Consider the following 15,484-nt stretch of genomic DNA (forward strand, 5'->3'; position numbering starts at 1 on the left):
CGGAGAGCACGCGGTGGTGCTGGGAGCGAGCATGGCCGGTCTGTTGACGGCACGCTCGCTCGCCGGTTTCTTCGACACGGTGACGGTCGTGGAACGCGACCCGCTGCCCGACACCGACGATGTCCGCCGGGGCGTCCCGCAGGGCCGGCACCTGCACGCCCTGCTGCCCCGCGGCGCCCAGGTGATCGAGGAATTCTTCCCCGGCGTGCTCGACGAGTTGGTGCTCGACGGCGCGCAGTACTTCGACGGGCACGACCTGTCGCGGCTTCACTACAGCGTGGGCGGGCACCTGTTGGCGCAGAACGGCACCGCCCCCTCGTTCACGGCCTACTGCGCGACGCGGCCCTTCGTGGAGGGTCACGTCCGCCGGCGGGTCCGCGACATCCCGAACGTGACCCTGCGCGACGAACACAACATCGTCGGGCTGACCGCGACACCCGATCACCGGCGCGTCACGGGCGCACGGGTTGTCAGCCGCCGAACCGGCGAATGCGCCGTGCTGATGGCCGATTTGGTGGTCGACGCCACCGGGCGCGCCGCCCACACCCCGGGGTGGCTGGAGGGCCTGGGATACGACCGCCCGCCCGAGGATCGGGTGGTGGTGCATTTGACCTACGCGAGCCAGCTGCTGCGCATGGCGGCGGACGCGCCGCGCGAGCTGGGCTTCCTCGTCGGCATCGTGCCGGGCACGCCAAGAGGGGTCGGGCTGCTCCACTGTGAGAACGACACGTGGATGTTCACCGTGATCGGCATCGCCGGTCAGGAGCCCGGCGGCGACCTGGACGCCATGTGCGACTTCGTGGACGACTGCGCACCCGCCCACCTGCTCGACGCGGTGAGACGCGCCGAACCGATCGGCGAGCCGGTGCGGCACAAGATGCCGTGCAGTCAGTGGCGTCGTTACGACAAATTGCGCCGCTTCCCCGAGGGCCTGCTGGTCACCGGCGACGCGATCTGCAGCTTCAATCCGGTCTACGGCCAGGGCATGACGGTGGCCGCACTCGAGGCGCTGGCGCTGCGCGACTGCTTGTCGAGCGGCACAGCGGACTTGGCGTGGCGTTTCTTCCGCGCGGCGGCGGTGCCGATCCGCCAGGCCTGGCAACTGTCGACCAACCCGGACCTTGCGTTGCCCGAGATCGAGGGCACCCCGCCGCTGTCCGCGCGACTGCTGAACGGATACCTGGATCGCGTTCTCACCGCGGCGGAATCCGACCTCGCCGTCGTGGACCAGTTCGTCAGGGTGACCTCGCTGGTGGACCCCGCGACGCGGCTGCTGCGCCCCGGGATGATCTGGCGCGCGGTCCGCGCGCGCCGCCAACGCCCGGACGGCATCGGAAAGCAGGGAGGCGCCGTCAGCGTTCGGGCCGAAGGGCGCCCGACGGATGCGGCCGATTACAGCATCATCTCCTGGTGAGCGCCCTATCGTAAGGCGCATGACGGCCCATTTGGCATGCGCGAGGTGCGCCGCCGAACTGCGGCCGAGCGCGAAGTTCTGCGACGAATGCGGCACGCCAACTGCGGTGGCGAGCACGCCGGCGGAGTACAAACAGGTAACTGTTCTGTTCGCCGATGTCGTGCACTCGATGGACATCGCCACCGCGGTGGGCGCGGAGCGGTTGCGCGAGATCATGACGGAGCTCGTGACGCGGGCTGCGGCCGTGGTGCAGCGGTACGGCGGCACTGTGGACAAATTCACTGGAGACGGCATCATGGCCGTGTTCGGCGCACCCGCAGCATTGGAGGACCATGCGCTGCGCGCCTGTTTGGCGGCGCTGGGCATTCAGGAAGAGGTCACCCGCCTGGCCACAGAGGTTGGGCGCCGCGACAATATCGACCTGAGGCTACGCGTCGGGCTGAATTCCGGCCAGGTTATTGCCGGTGAGATCGGCCCTGCCGCAATGGGTTACACGGCCATCGGCGAACAGGTGGGGATGGCGCAGCGGATGGAATCGGTCGCGCCACCCGGCGGTGTGATGCTCAGCGAGTCGACGGCCCGGCTCGTCGACGGCTCCGCCGTCCTGGATGCACCACAACTGGTGCGCATCAAGGGCGCCGAGGACGCAATGCCCGCGCGGCGGCTGCTCGGCGTGGCCGAGGGGCGGGGTGCTTCTTCGTATACGGCGTTGGTCGGCCGCGAGTGGGAAGTGACCACGCTGACTGCAATGCTCGACCGCGCGCGCACGGGGCGTGGTTCGGTGGTCGCGGTGGTCGGCCCGCCCGGGATCGGCAAGACACGGCTCACCGCCGAAGCCACCAAGATTGCGAAAAGCTTTGGGGTCGAAGTCTTCTCCACCTTCTCTGAAGCTCACGCCGCTGATGTCCCGTTCCACGCCGTGGCGCGTCTGCTGCGCGTAACCGGCCGGTTGAGTGGTCTGGACGACCAGAGCGCGCGGGCCCGGGTGCGGGAGCAGTTTCCGGACGCCGATCCGCAGGACCTGCTGCTGCTCGATGACTTGGTGGGCATCGCCAATCCCGAAATGGAGCTGCCCAAGATTGACCCGGATGCGCGCCGGCGGCGGTTGACGACACTGCTCAACTCAGCGCAGCTCGCCCGCGCCGAACCCGCGGTCTTCGTCGTGGAGGACGCGCACTGGATCGACGAGGTCAGCGAATCCATGATCGCCGACTTTCTAGCGGTGATCCCTCAGACCCCTTCGCTGGTGCTAATCACCTATCGCCCCGAATATCACGGAGCCCTGGCGCAAGTCGGCGGGGCGCAAACCATCGCCCTGGCTCCACTGAGCGATACCGAAACTGCGACGCTAGTCAGCGAGCTGTTGGGTGGTGATCAGACCGTTTGGCAGGTCGGTGAGATGATCGCCCAACGAGCAGGCGGCAACCCGTTCTTCGCCGAAGAGATCACCCGCGATCTTGCGGAACGCGGTGTGCTCGTCGGCGAAAGCGGCCGCTATAAGTGTGATGTCGACGTAGCCGAGGTCAGCGTGCCCGCGACGCTTCAGGCAACGGTCGCCGCACGTATCGACCGGCTCGGCGCCCCCGCCAAACAGACGCTTGCCGCCGCATCGGTCGTGGGCGCTCGCTTCAACCGTGACCTGCTGGCCAGCCTGGACGTCGAACCGGCTATCGACGAGCTGATCGCCGCTGAGCTCGTCGACCAGGTGCGGTTCACCCCGCAGGCCGAATACGCGTTCCGGCATCCGCTGATCCGCACCGTCGCCTACGAATCACAACTCAAGTCCGACCGGGCACTGATGCACCGCCGGCTGGCCGCGGCGATCGAAGCCGACTATCCGGAGTCGACTCAGCAGAACGCCGCACTGATCGCCGAACACCTAGAGGCGGCCGGGGATCTGCCCGCCGCCTACGGCTGGCACATGCGCGCGGCGAGCTGGGCTACCAACCGCGACATCAACGCAGCGCGGCTCAGCTGGGAACGCGCCATGAATATCGCCGACGCCCTAGCCGACGATTCCCCGGATCAAATAAGCATGCGAATCGCTCCCCGTACTTTGTTGTGCGGGACGGCCTTTCGTGTCCATGCGAATGTTGGCGACGCGCGATTCGAGGAATTGCGCCAGCTCTGCACCGCCGCCGGCGACAAGGCGTCACTGGCCGTCGCGATGGTGGGGCGTTTGGCCGAGCATGCCTACCGGGGCCGCGCGCGCGAGGCGTCGCAGCTGGCAGCCGAAGCCTGGACCCTCATTGAGTCGATCGACGATCCGACACTCACAGTGGGGCTCTCCTCCGTGCCGATCTACGCGAAGATGGAGGCCGCCGCATATGACGAGGTGCTGCTCTGGTCGCAACGGGTGGTGGACCTGGCCGAGGGTGACCCATCCAAGGGGCAATTCATTCACGGGTCTCCGCTAGCGCTTGCCCTGACAAGCCGTGCCCTTGGCCGGTATTGCCTCGGCATTCCTGGATGGCGTGACGACCTTCGGCACGGTATCGCCATGGCTCGCGACGCTGACCCTTTGACCTACGCCGCATCCGTCACCTACGCCTATGGCACGACGATTCCGACGGGGGTGCTGAGACCCAACGATGTTGTGATGCAAGAGATCGAGGAAGCCTTTGACCTCGCAGAAAGATCCGGTGACGATTTCGCGTTGGCCCACGCGCAGGTGACGCTGGCCATTGCACTTGTGCACCGCCCAACGGTTGCCGAGCGTGACCGCGGCGAGCGGCTCTTGGCGGAGGTGCAACACGTATTCTTGCGTGATCAACACCATCTGGGCGATGTGGCTATCGTCGAGGCATATTTGGCACGTGAAATGGCTCGGCGTGGCGAGCACGATAGCGCAATAGGCCTTGTGCGGGACGCGACCGAAAAAGTGAGGTGCAACGGACAACTGCTGGGGTGGGGCATCATGACGACGGGTGTCTTGGTCGAGGCTCTGCTCGAACGTAGGGCCCAAGGCGACGTGGCCGAGGCCGAGGCCGCAATCGAACAGTTAGCGGCTGCACCGTGCGCCTTCCACCATTTGTTGCGCGAGGTTTTTCTGTTGCGACTCCGCGCTCTACTGACCCGTAGCCGAGGTGAATGGGACGCTCATGCCGATCTCCGCGGTCGCTATCGCGACATGGTGGAATCGCGTGGCTTCGAGGGACATATCGACTGGGCCGGGGCGATGCCCGACTAACCGCGGTGATAGGCCGGCGGCAGCGGCATGCCGAGCCCGGCCATGACACCACGCGCCCGCGTCGGAAAGTCGGTGATGATGCCGTCCACGCCATAGGCGATCTGCTGCCGCATGGCGTCGGCGTCGTTCACCGTCCACGGAATCACCTTGAGTCCCAAGGAATGCGCCCGATCGACATAGGGCTTGGCGCTGACCAGCGCATAACTCGGCGAGACTGCGTTGGCGCCCACCATCAGCGCCCCGATCATCGGGTCACCGACGGCGCCGGCATCGATTCCGTTCAGCCACGGCGAGCCCGGCGCCCAGGTCTCCTCGTCGTACAAGGCCACCAACGGAATTGACGGCTCGGCCCGGTGCACCATGGGCAGGGTGCGCCAGTCGAAACTTTGAATCTCCACGCGATCGGTCTTACCCGCCGACCGGACGACGGCCAGTATCACGTCGACGAACTCCTCCGGCTCGGCCGATTCACCCGGATGGCCGGCCTCCACCTTGGTTTCGACGTTGTAGCGGACTTGGGCCCGATACGCGTCGGCCAGCGCGAAGACCTCCGGCAGGGTGGCGATCTTGTTGCCGCGCACCACCTCCGCGTCGGGAAACTCGGTCAGCCGCTTGCCGCAATCGAGCGTGCGGATCTGCACCAGGGTGAGCTCGTGCACCAGCTTTCCGACGTAGGGGTAGGCCGGGTCGCCGGCGAACGCCGGTCCGGTGTCCGCGCATTTGTCCGCCTGGATCGTCGGGTCGTGCCACGCCAGCGGCTGGCTGTCCTTGGACAGGACGATGTCGAGTTCCAGTGTGCTGACGCCGAGTTCGAGCGCCTTGGCGAAAGCCCGCAGCGATTCCTCGGTCGTCTCGCCGCGCCCGCCGCGGTGGGCCTGCAGGTCGAAGTCGGGCGGTTGCGCTGCGGCGGGTGGCGCGAGGAGCACCGCAAGCACGGCCAGCGAGCAGAACCAAAAGCCCCGAAATCGTCGGCCTGTCGGGGGCTTTTGCGTTCCCCCGCAAGCGGGAGGTGCCCCCGGCCCGGCCAGAGAACTCAACCCCTGCGCTGGCGCGCTATTTCGGCGAGCACCACGCCGGCGGCCACCGAGGCGTTCAGCGATTCGGTCCGCCCCGCCATCGGGATCGAGACCACCTCGTCGCAGGTCTGCCGCACCAACCGCGACAGGCCCTTGCCCTCCGAGCCGACGACCACCACCAGCGGGTCGGTGCCGTCCAGGTCGTCGAGCGCGGTGTCGCCGTCGGCGTCCAGCCCGATGACGCGCAAACCGCCGTCGGCCCAGTTCGTAAGCGCCCGAGTGAGATTCGGGGCCCGCGCCACCCGCAGGCGGGCCGCTGCCCCGGCGCTGGTGCGCCAGGCCACCGCCGTCACCGAGGCGGATCGCCGCTGCGGGATCAGCACGCCGTGGCCGCCGAACGCCGCGACCGATCGGACGATAGCGCCGAGGTTGCGCGGATCGGAGATGTTGTCCAGCGCGACCAGCAACGCGGGCGGGGTCTCGCGAGCGGCCGCGAGCAGGTCGTCGGGATGGGCGTAGTTGTACGGCGGCACCTGCAGTGCGATGCCCTGGTGCAGGTGGTTGGTGGTCATCCGGTCCAGGTCGGTGCGCGGCACCTCGAGGATCGCGATGCCCAGATCCGCTGCGCGGGAGACGGATTCGGTGAGGCGTTCGTCGGCCTCGGTGCCCAGCGCGACGTAGAGCGCGGTCGCGGGCACGCCGGCGCGCAGGCACTCCAGCACCGGGTTGCGGCCCAGCACCGTTTCGGTCTCGTCGGTGCGCTTGGCGGGCCGGCGCGGCTGGGACTGGGTGCGCCGGGCGGCGGGATGGTTGGGACGCAGGTGCGCGGGCGGGGTGGGACCGCGGCCCTCCAGCGCGCGGCGGCGCTGACCGCCCGAGCCGACGGTGGGGCCCTTCTTGGTGCCGGATTTGCGTACCGCCCCGCGGCGCCGCGAGTTACCGGCCATCTACTTGACGTCACCGCCCAACGTCCATTGCGGGCCGTCGGCGGTGTCGGTGACCTCGATGCCGGCGTTCTTGAGCCGGTCCCGGATCTCGTCAGCCAGCGCCCAATTGCGTTGCTGGCGAGCCTTTTCCCGGTTTTCGATTTCGGCCTGCACCAGCACGTCGACGGCGGCCAGGGCGGCCGACGTCTCGTCGCGGGTCTCCCAGCGTTCGTCGAGGGGGTCGCAGCCCAGGATGCCCATCATCGCGCGGATCGCGCCGGCGTGCTGCAGCGCGCCCTCGTGGTCACCGGACTCCAGCGCCCGGTTCCCCTCGGCGCGGGCGTGGTGGATCTCGGCCAGCGCGACCGGGACCGCCAGGTCGTCATCGAGCGCCTCGGCGAACTTCGGTGTCCATTCGCCTGGCTCGACAGCACCGACCCGGCTGCGGACCCGGTGCAGGAACTCCTCCACTCCCACGTAGGCTTTCACCGCGTCCTGCAGCGCGGTTTCGGAGAATTCCAGCATCGACCGGTAGTGGGCGCTGCCCAGGTAGTAGCGCAGTTCGGCCGGGCGCACGCGCTGCAGCATCGCCGGTATGGCCAGCACGTTGCCCAGCGATTTACTCATCTTCTCGCCGCCCATGGTCACCCAGCCGTTGTGCAGCCAGTAGCGGGCGAAGCCGTCCCCGGCGGCGCGGCTCTGCGCGATCTCGTTCTCGTGGTGCGGGAAGATGAGGTCCATCCCGCCGCAGTGGATGTCGAATTCCGGCCCGAGGTAGGTGCGGGCCATCGCCGAGCATTCCAGGTGCCAGCCGGGACGGCCGCGGCCCCACGGCGAGGGCCACGACGGCTCGCCGGGCTTTTCGCCCTTCCACAGGGTGAAGTCGCGTTGGTCGCGCTTGCCGGTCGCCACGCCCTCGCCCTGGTGCACGTCGTCGACCCGGTGCCCGGACAGCGCGCCGTATTCCGGGTAGCTGAGCACGTCGAAGTACACGTCACCGGCCGCCGCGTACGCGTGGCCGGTTTCGACCAGGCGTTCCATTAATTCGACCATCTGGGTGATGTGCCCGGTGGCGCGCGGCTCGGCCGAGGGCGGCATGACGTCCAGGGCGTCGTAGGCGGCGGAAAAGGCCCGCTCGTAGGTGGCCGCCCACTCCCACCACGGCCGGCCCGCCGCGGCGGCCTTGGCCAGGATCTTGTCCTCGATGTCGGTCACGTTGCGGATGAACGCGACGTCGTAGCCCCGCGCGATCAGCCAGCGGCGCAGGATGTCGAAGGCCACCCCGCTGCGCACATGCCCGATGTGGGGCAGGCCCTGAACGGTGGCGCCACAGAGGTAGATGGAGACGTGCCCCTCGCGCAGCGGAACGAACTCACGCACGGCACCGGCCGCCGTGTCGTGTAGCCGCAAGTGGGCGCGATCGGTCACGACGTGCCAGCTTACCTGCCCAATTGGCGCGACCGGCCTACAGGACACCCACGCGGTTGCGCACCACGAGCGCGGTCGCGATGGCGGCCAACCCCTCGCCGCGCCCGGTCAGGCCCAGGCCGTCGGTCGTCGTCGCCGACACCGACACAGGCGCGCCCACCAACCCGGACAGCACCTGCTGGGCCTCGGCGCGGCGCGGGCCGACTTTCGGTCGGTTCCCGATCACCTGCACGGCGGCGTTGCCGACCCGATAGCCCTGCCGCGATACCAGGGCGACGACGTGGCGGAGCATGTCGGCGCCGCTGACGCCTTGCCACCGCGGATCGTCGACCCCGAAGACCGCCCCGACGTCGCCGAGCCCCGTCGCCGACAACAGCGCATCGCACAACGCGTGCGCCCCCACGTCGCCGTCGGAGTGCCCGGCGCAACCGTCGTCGCCCGGGAACAGCAACCCCAGCAGCCAGCATGGCCGCCCGGGTTCGATCGGATGAACGTCAGTGCCCAGGCCGACCCGCGGCAGCTCGCTCACCGCCGCACGACCGTTTCGGCCAGCAACAGATCGAGCCGGGTGGTGATCTTGAAGGCGAGCGGGTCGCCGTCGACCACCTGCACCTGGCCGCCGACGTGTTCGACGAGCGACGCGTCGTCGGTGAAAGCGGCGGTCCCCGCGCGCTCGTAGGCCCGCAGCAGTAGATCGGTGGCGAAGCCCTGCGGCGTCTGCACGGCCCGCAGCCCGGCCCGCTCTGGCGTGCCCAGTACCACCCCGTTGGCATCCACGGCCTTGATGGTGTCAGACAGCGGCAGCGCGGGCACGACCGCCACGTGGCCGGACCGCAACGCCTCGACCACCCGCACGATCAGCGCCGGCGGTGTCAGCGCCCGGGCGGCGTCGTGCACGAGCACGAACTCCGGTGACGCGGGCAGGGCCGCCAGCGCCAGGCGCACCGATTCGGTGCGCTCGGCGCCGCCGGCGACGACGGCGGCTTGGTCACCCAGGAGGTGGCGGGCCTGGTCGATGCGGTCGGGGGGCACGGCCACCACGACGTGGTCGACGGCACCGGAATCCAGCAGCCCGGCGACGGCGCATTCGAGCATGGTGCGACCGCCGAGTTCACAGAACGCTTTCGGGATGCCGGCGGCCAGCCGCTCGCCCGACCCCGCGGCCGGGACAATCGCAACTACTTTGCCCGGGACGCCGGTTTTGTCGGCCACCAGAGCGTCAGGGCCTTCAGGAAGCGGCGGCCAGAACCTCGTCCAGGATGGTTTCCGCCTTGGCGTCGTCGGTGCTCTCGGCTAGCGCGAGCTCACCGACCAGAATCTGACGGGCCTTGGCCAGCATGCGCTTCTCGCCGGCGGACAGGCCGCGCTCCTGGTCACGGCGCCACAGGTCGCGCACCACCTCGGCCACCTTGTTGACATCGCCGGAGGCGAGCTTCTCCAGGTTGGCCTTGTAGCGGCGGGACCAGTTCGTGGGCTCTTCGGTGTGGGGAGCCCGCAGAACCTGGAAAACCTTGTCGAGGCCCTCCTGGCCAACCACGTCGCGAACGCCGACGTACTCGGCGTTGTCGGCGGGTACTCGAACGGTCAGGTCACCCTGCGCGACTTTCAAGACGAGATACTCTTTTTGCTCCCCTTTAATGGTCCGGGTTTCGATCGCCTCGACTAACGCAGCACCGTGATGTGGATAGACAACGGTGTCGCCGACCTTGAAGATCATCTGATTCGAGCCCCTTTCGTTACTTCATTCTAGCACGGCGGCCCTAGGCGTGCGGAACAACGGTGCAGGTCAGGGGCACAACGCGGGCGGATTAGGGGTTGACAGGGGAAGCTGGACGTGCAAGGGGTCACACTACGCCCGTCCCGAGCGGGCCCGGGCAGCCACCCCTTCAGTGCCCTGCCGCGCTGGTCCGGTGCCCTGCGCTACCGCTGCGAAGACCTTCCTACTACTGTGCATAGTTGCATCGTCAGCCGAGCAGGAGGCATTGAGTGAACCGCTTCGCCGTCGTCGGACTGGTCGCCCTGGTCGCCGCCTTGCTCAGCGGTTGCGGAGCCGGTCAGATCTCCCAGATGGCCACCCAGGAACCGGCGGTCAACGGCAACAAGGTCACGGTCAACAACGTGGCGCTGCGCGACGTGCGCATGCAGGCCGTCCAGACCGGCGACTTCCTGCAGCCGGGTAAGACGGTGAACCTGGTGGCGGTGGCCGTCAACCAGTCGCCCGACGTCGCGGACCGGCTGATCAGCATCACCAGCGACGTCGGCCCGGTGACGATCGGCGGCGACAGCCGACTGCCCGCGGGCGGCATGCTGTTCATCGGCACGCCCGACGGCGCGAAGGTGGCGCCGGGCCCGATCGAGGCCAACAACGCGGTCAAGGCGACGGTGGCCCTGGCCAAGCCCATCAGCAACGGCCTGACGTACAACTTCACCTTCAATTTCGAGAAGGCCGGGCAGGTCACCTTGCTGGTCCCGATTTCGGCCGGGCTGGGCGCGCAACCCGCCTGACCCGCGCGGCCTGTCGTTACGGGGCTTGTCGTACCGGCCCGATACCGTCATGACGTGGCACATGCACGCTCGCAATACCGGTGCTCGGAATGCCAACACGTCACCGCCAAATGGGTTGGGCGCTGCCTGGAATGCGGCACCTGGGGCACGGTCGACGAAGTGCCCGCGCTCGCCGCGGTGGGCGGGCGCGCCCGGCGTCCCGCGGGGGCGGCGTCGCGGGCCGTTCCGATCAGTTCCATCGAGCCGACCGCCAGCCAACACCGCTCGACGGGCATAGGGGAACTCGACCGCGTGCTCGGGGGCGGCGTGGTGCCGGGCTCGGTCACGCTGCTGGCCGGCGATCCCGGCGTGGGCAAGTCGACGCTGTTGCTCAAGGTCGCGCACCGCTGGGCCCAGTCGGGCCGTCGGGCGCTGTACATCTCCGGAGAGGAGTCCGCCGGCCAGATCCGGCTGCGCGCCGACCGGATCGGCTGCGGCGGTGACGAGGTGTACCTGGCCGCCGAGTCCGACGTGCACACGGTGCTCGAACACATCGCCACGGTCCGGCCCGCGCTGGTGATCGTGGACTCGGTGCAGACAATGTCCACCACCGAGGCCGACGGTGTCCCCGGCGGCGTCACGCAGGTGCGCGCGGTGACCGCGGCGCTCACCGCGGCCGCGAAGGCCAACGGCGTCGCGATGATCCTGGTCGGTCACGTCACCAAGGACGGGGCCATCGCCGGGCCGCGCTCCCTCGAACACCTCGTCGACGTGGTGCTGCACTTCGAGGGCGACCGCAGCGGCGCGCTGCGGATGGTCCGCGGCGTCAAGAACCGGTTCGGCGCGGCCGACGAGGTCGGGTGCTTCACGCTGCACGACAACGGAATCGAGGGCGTCGCCGACCCGTCGCACCTCTTCCTGGATCAGCGGCCGGCGCCGGTCGCCGGCACCGCGATCACGGTGACCCTGGACGGCAAGCGACCGCTGATCGGCGAGGTCCAGGCGCTGCTGGCGACGCCGGGGGGCGGCTCGCCGCGCCGAGCCGTCAGCGGGATCGACCACTCCCGGGCCGCGATGATCACCGCGGTGCTGGAGAAGCACGGCAGGCTGGCCGTCGCCATGAACGACATCTACCTGTCCACCGTCGGCGGCATGCGGTTGACCGACCCGTCCTCGGATCTCGCCGTCGCGATGGCGCTGGCCTCGGCGTACTCCGATCTGCCGTTGCCGACGACGGCGGTGATGATCGGCGAGGTGGGGCTGGCCGGCGACCTGCGGCGGGTCAGCGGCATGGAGCGACGGCTGGGTGAAGCCGTGCGTCAGGGATTCAGCATCGCGCTCATCCCCGACGGCGACGATCCTCGCCGCGAGATAGTGCCGGACGGGATGCGAGCCCTGCGGGCACCGACCATCGACGCGGCGCTGCGACACATGAAAACCATCGCCGGGCGCGGTAATGGCTGGACGCACAACGCAGTGGGGCCGCAGAATGACACGCTGTGACCCGTCCGACACTGCGTGAGACCGTCGCCCGCCTGGCGCCGGGCACCGGGCTGCGCGACGGCCTGGAGCGCATCCTGCGCGGCCGCACCGGGGCGTTGATCGTGCTGGGCAACGACGAGAACGTCGAGGCCATCTGCGACGGCGGCTTCGCCCTCGACGTCCGGTACGCGCCGACGCGGCTGCGCGAGCTTTCCAAGATGGACGGGGCCGTCGTGCTGTCCACCGACGGCAGCCGCATCGTGCGGGCCAACGTGCAGCTCGTTCCGGACCCGTCGATACCGACCGACGAATCGGGCACCCGGCACCGCTCGGCGGAGCGGGCCGCGATCCAGACCGGCTACCCGGTGATCTCGGTCAGCCACTCGATGAACATCGTCACCGTCTACGTCGACGGCGAGCGCCACGTGGTGGCCGATTCCGCCACCATCCTGTCGCGGGCCAACCAGGCCATCGCGACGCTGGAGCGGTACAAGACCCGGCTCGACGAGGTCAGCAGGCAGCTGTCCCGAATGGAGATCGAGGACTTCGTCACCCTGCGCGACGTGATGACGGTGGTGCAGCGGCTCGAGTTGGTCCGGCGCATCGGCCTGGTGATCGACTACGACTGCGTCGAGCTCGGCACCGACGGTCGCCAGCTGCGGCTGCAGCTCGAGGAGCTGTTGGGCGGCAACGATCTCGCCCGCGAACTGATCGTGCGCGACTACCACGCCAGTCCCGAGCCGCTGTCCGAGGCGCAGATGATCGCGACCCTGGACGAGCTGGACGCCCTGTCGGATACCGAACTGCTCGACTTCACTTCGCTGGCAAAGGTTTTCGGATACCCGACGACAACCGAGGCGCAGGACTCGGCGCTGAGCCCGCGCGGCTACCGCGCGATGGCCGGCATCCCGCGGCTGCAGTTCGCCCACGCGGACCTGTTGGTCCGGACCTTCGGAACGCTGCAGGGCCTGCTGGCGGCCAGCGCCAACGACCTGCAATCGGTCGACGGCATCGGCACGATGTGGGCCCGCCACGTGCGGGAGGGGCTGTCGCAACTGGCGGAGTCGACGATCGCCGACCCGCTCACCTGAGCTCGGTCAGCCGGCGGGCGACGGGCCCGGGGCGACCCCCGGCGGTGCCTCCGGCGGCGGCGCGAGCGCCGGCTGACCCGGCTGCCCCGGCACCGGCCCCGGCGGCGGTGGCGGCTGATTCAGGATGAACGGGACCGGCATCGAGCGCAGATTGCCCAGCTGCACGACGAGGTTGTAGGTACCGGCCCCAATCGCCGGCCGCGGCAGCGGGCAGTGCGGCGCCGACCCCATTCCGGTCCACGTCACCGCCGTCGTCACCTGCTCGCCTGGCGTGAACGTCTTCACCAGCGTCTCGTTGGACGGCGCGCAGTCGAGGTTGGACCACAGCCGCTTGTTGTCCAGCGAGTAGACGTAGGCGGCGAGCACCGCGGCCCCGACGTCGCGCTTGCAGGACACCAGGCCGATGTTGGTGACCACCATGGTGAACTTCGGCTGGTCGCCGATGAAGTACTGGGGCGCATTGGTCAGGCCCTTGACGGCCAGTGTCGAATCGGGGCAGTCATCGCCCTCCTTCAGCACCGGCGGCGGCTGCACCGCGGCGGTGGGCGTCGGCGACTCCGGGTTCTGCCCGGGCGGCGCCACCGGGGTGACGCCCTCCTGCCCGGCCGGGGGAGGCGCCTGGGCCGGAGGCGCGGCCGGCTTGCTCTCGGCGGCACTGGGCTTGCCCGCGGTGGCGGGTTTGGCGCCGGTGCTGTGGCTCATGAAGGCGATGATCGTGGCGACCACGACCCCGATCACGACGACCGCGATGCCCAGGGCCAGGCCCCTGCGCCGCCAATAGATCTCGGTAGGTAGCGGGCCACGCGGTTCCAGATCCAGCACGATCACACCGTAGGCCCAGGTCACGCCAATTTGTTATATCCGACCCGGCGTGTCGCGATGTTTGCTGGCCGACCGCCGTGTTAGTGGGGCCCGAAATGTAGCGGTTACTCGCCGATATCGCCGACGTGGTCGACCAGCGCCGCCTTGCCGTCGGCCAGGTGATAGGTGACGCCCGCGATGCCCACGGTGCCCGCGGCCACCCGCTCGGCGATGGCCGAGGAACGCGCCACGAGTTGTGCGAGCGTCTCTTTCACGTGGCGTTCCTCGAACTCGTCGACGCGGGTCAGGCCGTCGCGTCGGCCCATCAAGATCGACGGCGCGACCCGCTCCACGACGTCGCGCACGAAACCTGGGGGTATTGCACCGTCCTCGATCGCCGCCAACGCCGCCTTGACGGCGCCGCAACTGTTGTGACCGAGGATGACGATGAGCGGCACGTCGAGCACCGTGATCGCGAATTCGATGGAGCCCAGCACGGCCGAGTCGATGACCTGCCCGGCGGTGCGGACCACGAACATGTCGCCCAAACCCTGATCAAAGATCAGCTCGGCGGCCACCCGGCTGTCCGAACAGCCGAACACGACCGCGGTGGGCTTTTGACCGCCGGCCAGGCTGGCCCGGTGATCGACGCTCTGGCTGGGATGCTGCGGCTTGCCGGCAACGAATCGCTCGTTACCCTCTTTGAGTGCTTTCCACGCGGTTATCGGGCTGGTGTTCGGCATGGCCCATATCATGCCGCACACGCACATGAACGTCAGCCCGAGCGAACTCATAGTTTGGTATGAACGGTCCCGCCGTGACTTGCCTTGGCGGGAGCCGGATGTCACCGCGTGGCAGATCCTGGTCAGCGAGTTCATGCTGCAGCAGACGCCCGTGACGCGGGTCCTGTCGATCTGGCCGGATTGGGTGCGGCGCTGGCCGACCCCGTCGGCGACCGCCGCGGCCAGCGCGGCCGACGTGCTGCGGGCGTGGGGCAAGCTCGGCTATCCCAGGCGCGCCAAGCACCTGCACGAGTGCGCCACCGTCATCGCGCGCGAACACGGCGACGTGGTCCCCGATGACGTCGAGGTCCTGCTGACGTTGCCCGGCGTCGGCAGCTACACCGCGCGCGCCGTCGCGTGCTTCGCCTACCAACGGCCCGTTCCGGTGGTGGACACCAACGTGCGGCGAGTGGTGGCCCGTGCCGTGCACGGCCTGGCCGACTCCGGGGCGCCGTCTGCGACGCGCGACCACGCCGACGTGTCCGCACTGCTGCCCGATGACGAACGGGCGCCGACGTTTTCGGTGGCGCTGATGGAGTTGGGCGCGATCGTGTGCACCGCTCGCTCCCCGCGCTGCGGGCTGTGTCCGCTTCGCGAGTGCGCGTGGCGGCAGGCCGGTTATCCCCCCGCCCAAGGGCCGGCCCGCCGCGTCCAGACCTACGCGGGAACCGATCGCCAGGTACGCGGGCGTCTGCTGGACGTGTTGCGCGGCAAGGATTCCCCCGTCACCCGCGCGGAACTCGACATGGCCTGGTTGACCGATACGCAGCAGCGCGACCGGGCGCTGGATTCGCTGCTCGCCGATGGCCTGGTGACGCGGACGGTCGACGGCCGGTTCGCGTTGCTGGGCGAAGGGTAGGCCTCAGAGGT

General features: G+C 69.1%; 14 protein-coding genes. 6 read left to right on the forward strand and 8 right to left on the reverse strand.

Features of this window, described 5'->3' with window-relative positions:
• Positions 1 to 31: 31 nt before the first annotated feature.
• Both AC5Y5E_RS15490 and AC5Y5E_RS15495 read left to right on the forward strand, forming a co-directional pair.
• Positions 32 to 1,414: an FAD-dependent oxidoreductase gene (locus AC5Y5E_RS15490; protein ID WP_499903945.1), complete on the forward strand. Its 1,383-nt coding sequence runs from the start codon at positions 32 to 34 to the stop codon at positions 1,412 to 1,414.
• Between the two features lie 19 nt (positions 1,415 to 1,433).
• On the forward strand, positions 1,434 to 4,604 hold the full coding sequence (locus AC5Y5E_RS15495; RefSeq protein WP_499903837.1) for an ATP-binding protein: 3,171 nt from the start codon (positions 1,434 to 1,436) through the stop codon (positions 4,602 to 4,604).
• On the opposite strand, the gene AC5Y5E_RS15500 is transcribed toward AC5Y5E_RS15495, so the two are convergent.
• From AC5Y5E_RS15500 to carD, 6 genes are all read right to left on the reverse strand, one after another.
• Entirely contained in the window at positions 4,601 to 5,545 is a 945-nt protein-coding gene (locus AC5Y5E_RS15500) for a glycerophosphodiester phosphodiesterase (protein WP_499903946.1), read from the reverse strand. The two genes, AC5Y5E_RS15495 and AC5Y5E_RS15500, sit on opposite strands and share 4 nt — an antisense overlap.
• A gap of 92 nt (positions 5,546 to 5,637) precedes the next feature.
• Positions 5,638 to 6,567 (reverse strand): 23S rRNA (guanosine(2251)-2'-O)-methyltransferase RlmB, encoded by a 930-nt coding sequence (rlmB, locus tag AC5Y5E_RS15505; protein WP_499903838.1) that lies wholly within the window; start codon positions 6,565 to 6,567, stop codon positions 5,638 to 5,640.
• Positions 6,568 to 7,974 carry a cysteine--tRNA ligase gene (gene cysS / locus AC5Y5E_RS15510; RefSeq protein ID WP_499903839.1) on the reverse strand — a complete coding sequence of 469 codons (1,407 nt, stop codon included), beginning with the start codon at positions 7,972 to 7,974 and terminating at the stop codon, positions 6,568 to 6,570.
• 37 nt (positions 7,975 to 8,011) lie between these two features.
• The gene (ispF, locus tag AC5Y5E_RS15515; protein WP_499903840.1) at positions 8,012 to 8,503 is read right to left on the reverse strand and encodes a 2-C-methyl-D-erythritol 2,4-cyclodiphosphate synthase; all 492 of its coding nucleotides are present in this window, start codon (positions 8,501 to 8,503) and stop codon (positions 8,012 to 8,014) included.
• On the reverse strand, positions 8,500 to 9,186 hold the full coding sequence (gene ispD / locus AC5Y5E_RS15520; protein ID WP_499903841.1) for a 2-C-methyl-D-erythritol 4-phosphate cytidylyltransferase: 687 nt from the start codon (positions 9,184 to 9,186) through the stop codon (positions 8,500 to 8,502). The genes ispF and ispD overlap by 4 nt, the downstream gene beginning before the upstream one ends.
• A gap of 16 nt (positions 9,187 to 9,202) precedes the next feature.
• Complete coding sequence (gene carD / locus AC5Y5E_RS15525) at positions 9,203 to 9,691, reverse strand: RNA polymerase-binding transcription factor CarD (RefSeq protein WP_007166539.1); 489 nt, start codon at positions 9,689 to 9,691, stop codon at positions 9,203 to 9,205.
• A 269-nt stretch (positions 9,692 to 9,960) separates the two neighbouring features.
• On the opposite strand from carD, the gene AC5Y5E_RS15530 reads away from it, so the two are divergent.
• From AC5Y5E_RS15530 to disA, 3 genes are read left to right on the forward strand one after another with little or no spacing between them, the layout of a single operon-like run.
• The gene (locus tag AC5Y5E_RS15530; RefSeq protein WP_499903842.1) at positions 9,961 to 10,479 is read left to right on the forward strand and encodes a copper chaperone PCu(A)C domain-containing protein; all 519 of its coding nucleotides are present in this window, start codon (positions 9,961 to 9,963) and stop codon (positions 10,477 to 10,479) included.
• A 54-nt stretch (positions 10,480 to 10,533) separates the two neighbouring features.
• Positions 10,534 to 11,961: a DNA repair protein RadA gene (radA, locus tag AC5Y5E_RS15535; RefSeq protein ID WP_499903843.1), complete on the forward strand. Its 1,428-nt coding sequence runs from the start codon at positions 10,534 to 10,536 to the stop codon at positions 11,959 to 11,961.
• A complete protein-coding gene (disA, locus tag AC5Y5E_RS15540; protein WP_499903844.1) occupies positions 11,958 to 13,031 on the forward strand; it encodes a DNA integrity scanning diadenylate cyclase DisA in 1,074 nt (357 codons plus the stop codon). Before radA ends, disA begins: the two co-directional genes overlap by 4 nt.
• 6 nt (positions 13,032 to 13,037) lie before the next feature.
• On the opposite strand, the gene AC5Y5E_RS15545 is transcribed toward disA, so the two are convergent.
• Together AC5Y5E_RS15545 and AC5Y5E_RS15550 are read right to left on the reverse strand one after the other, a co-directional pair.
• The gene (locus AC5Y5E_RS15545; protein WP_499903947.1) at positions 13,038 to 13,853 is read right to left on the reverse strand and encodes a hypothetical protein; all 816 of its coding nucleotides are present in this window, start codon (positions 13,851 to 13,853) and stop codon (positions 13,038 to 13,040) included.
• A gap of 104 nt (positions 13,854 to 13,957) precedes the next feature.
• Positions 13,958 to 14,575: a carbonic anhydrase gene (locus AC5Y5E_RS15550; RefSeq protein WP_499903845.1), complete on the reverse strand. Its 618-nt coding sequence runs from the start codon at positions 14,573 to 14,575 to the stop codon at positions 13,958 to 13,960.
• Here AC5Y5E_RS15550 and AC5Y5E_RS15555 point away from each other — a divergent pair.
• Positions 14,574 to 15,473, forward strand: a complete 900-nt coding sequence (locus AC5Y5E_RS15555) for an iron-sulfur binding domain-containing protein (protein ID WP_499903846.1) — start codon at positions 14,574 to 14,576, stop codon at positions 15,471 to 15,473. The genes AC5Y5E_RS15550 and AC5Y5E_RS15555 overlap by 2 nt on opposite strands.
• Positions 15,474 to 15,484 lie beyond the last annotated feature (11 nt).

The sequence above is a fragment of the Mycobacterium sp. NGS54 genome, assembly GCF_059812465.1.

Coding starts and splice junctions, on each gene's coding strand:
- AC5Y5E_RS15490 (WP_499903945.1), top strand. CDS start 32: ATGGCCGGTCTGTTGACGGCACGCTCGCTCGCCGGTTTCTTCGACACG.
- AC5Y5E_RS15495 (WP_499903837.1), top strand. CDS start 1,434: ATGACGGCCCATTTGGCATGCGCGAGGTGCGCCGCCGAACTGCGGCCG.
- rlmB (WP_499903838.1), bottom strand. CDS start 6,567: ATGGCCGGTAACTCGCGGCGCCGCGGGGCGGTACGCAAATCCGGCACC.
- carD (WP_007166539.1), bottom strand. CDS start 9,691: ATGATCTTCAAGGTCGGCGACACCGTTGTCTATCCACATCACGGTGCT.
- AC5Y5E_RS15555 (WP_499903846.1), top strand. CDS start 14,574: ATGGCCCATATCATGCCGCACACGCACATGAACGTCAGCCCGAGCGAA.
- AC5Y5E_RS15550 (WP_499903845.1), bottom strand. CDS start 14,575: ATGCCGAACACCAGCCCGATAACCGCGTGGAAAGCACTCAAAGAGGGT.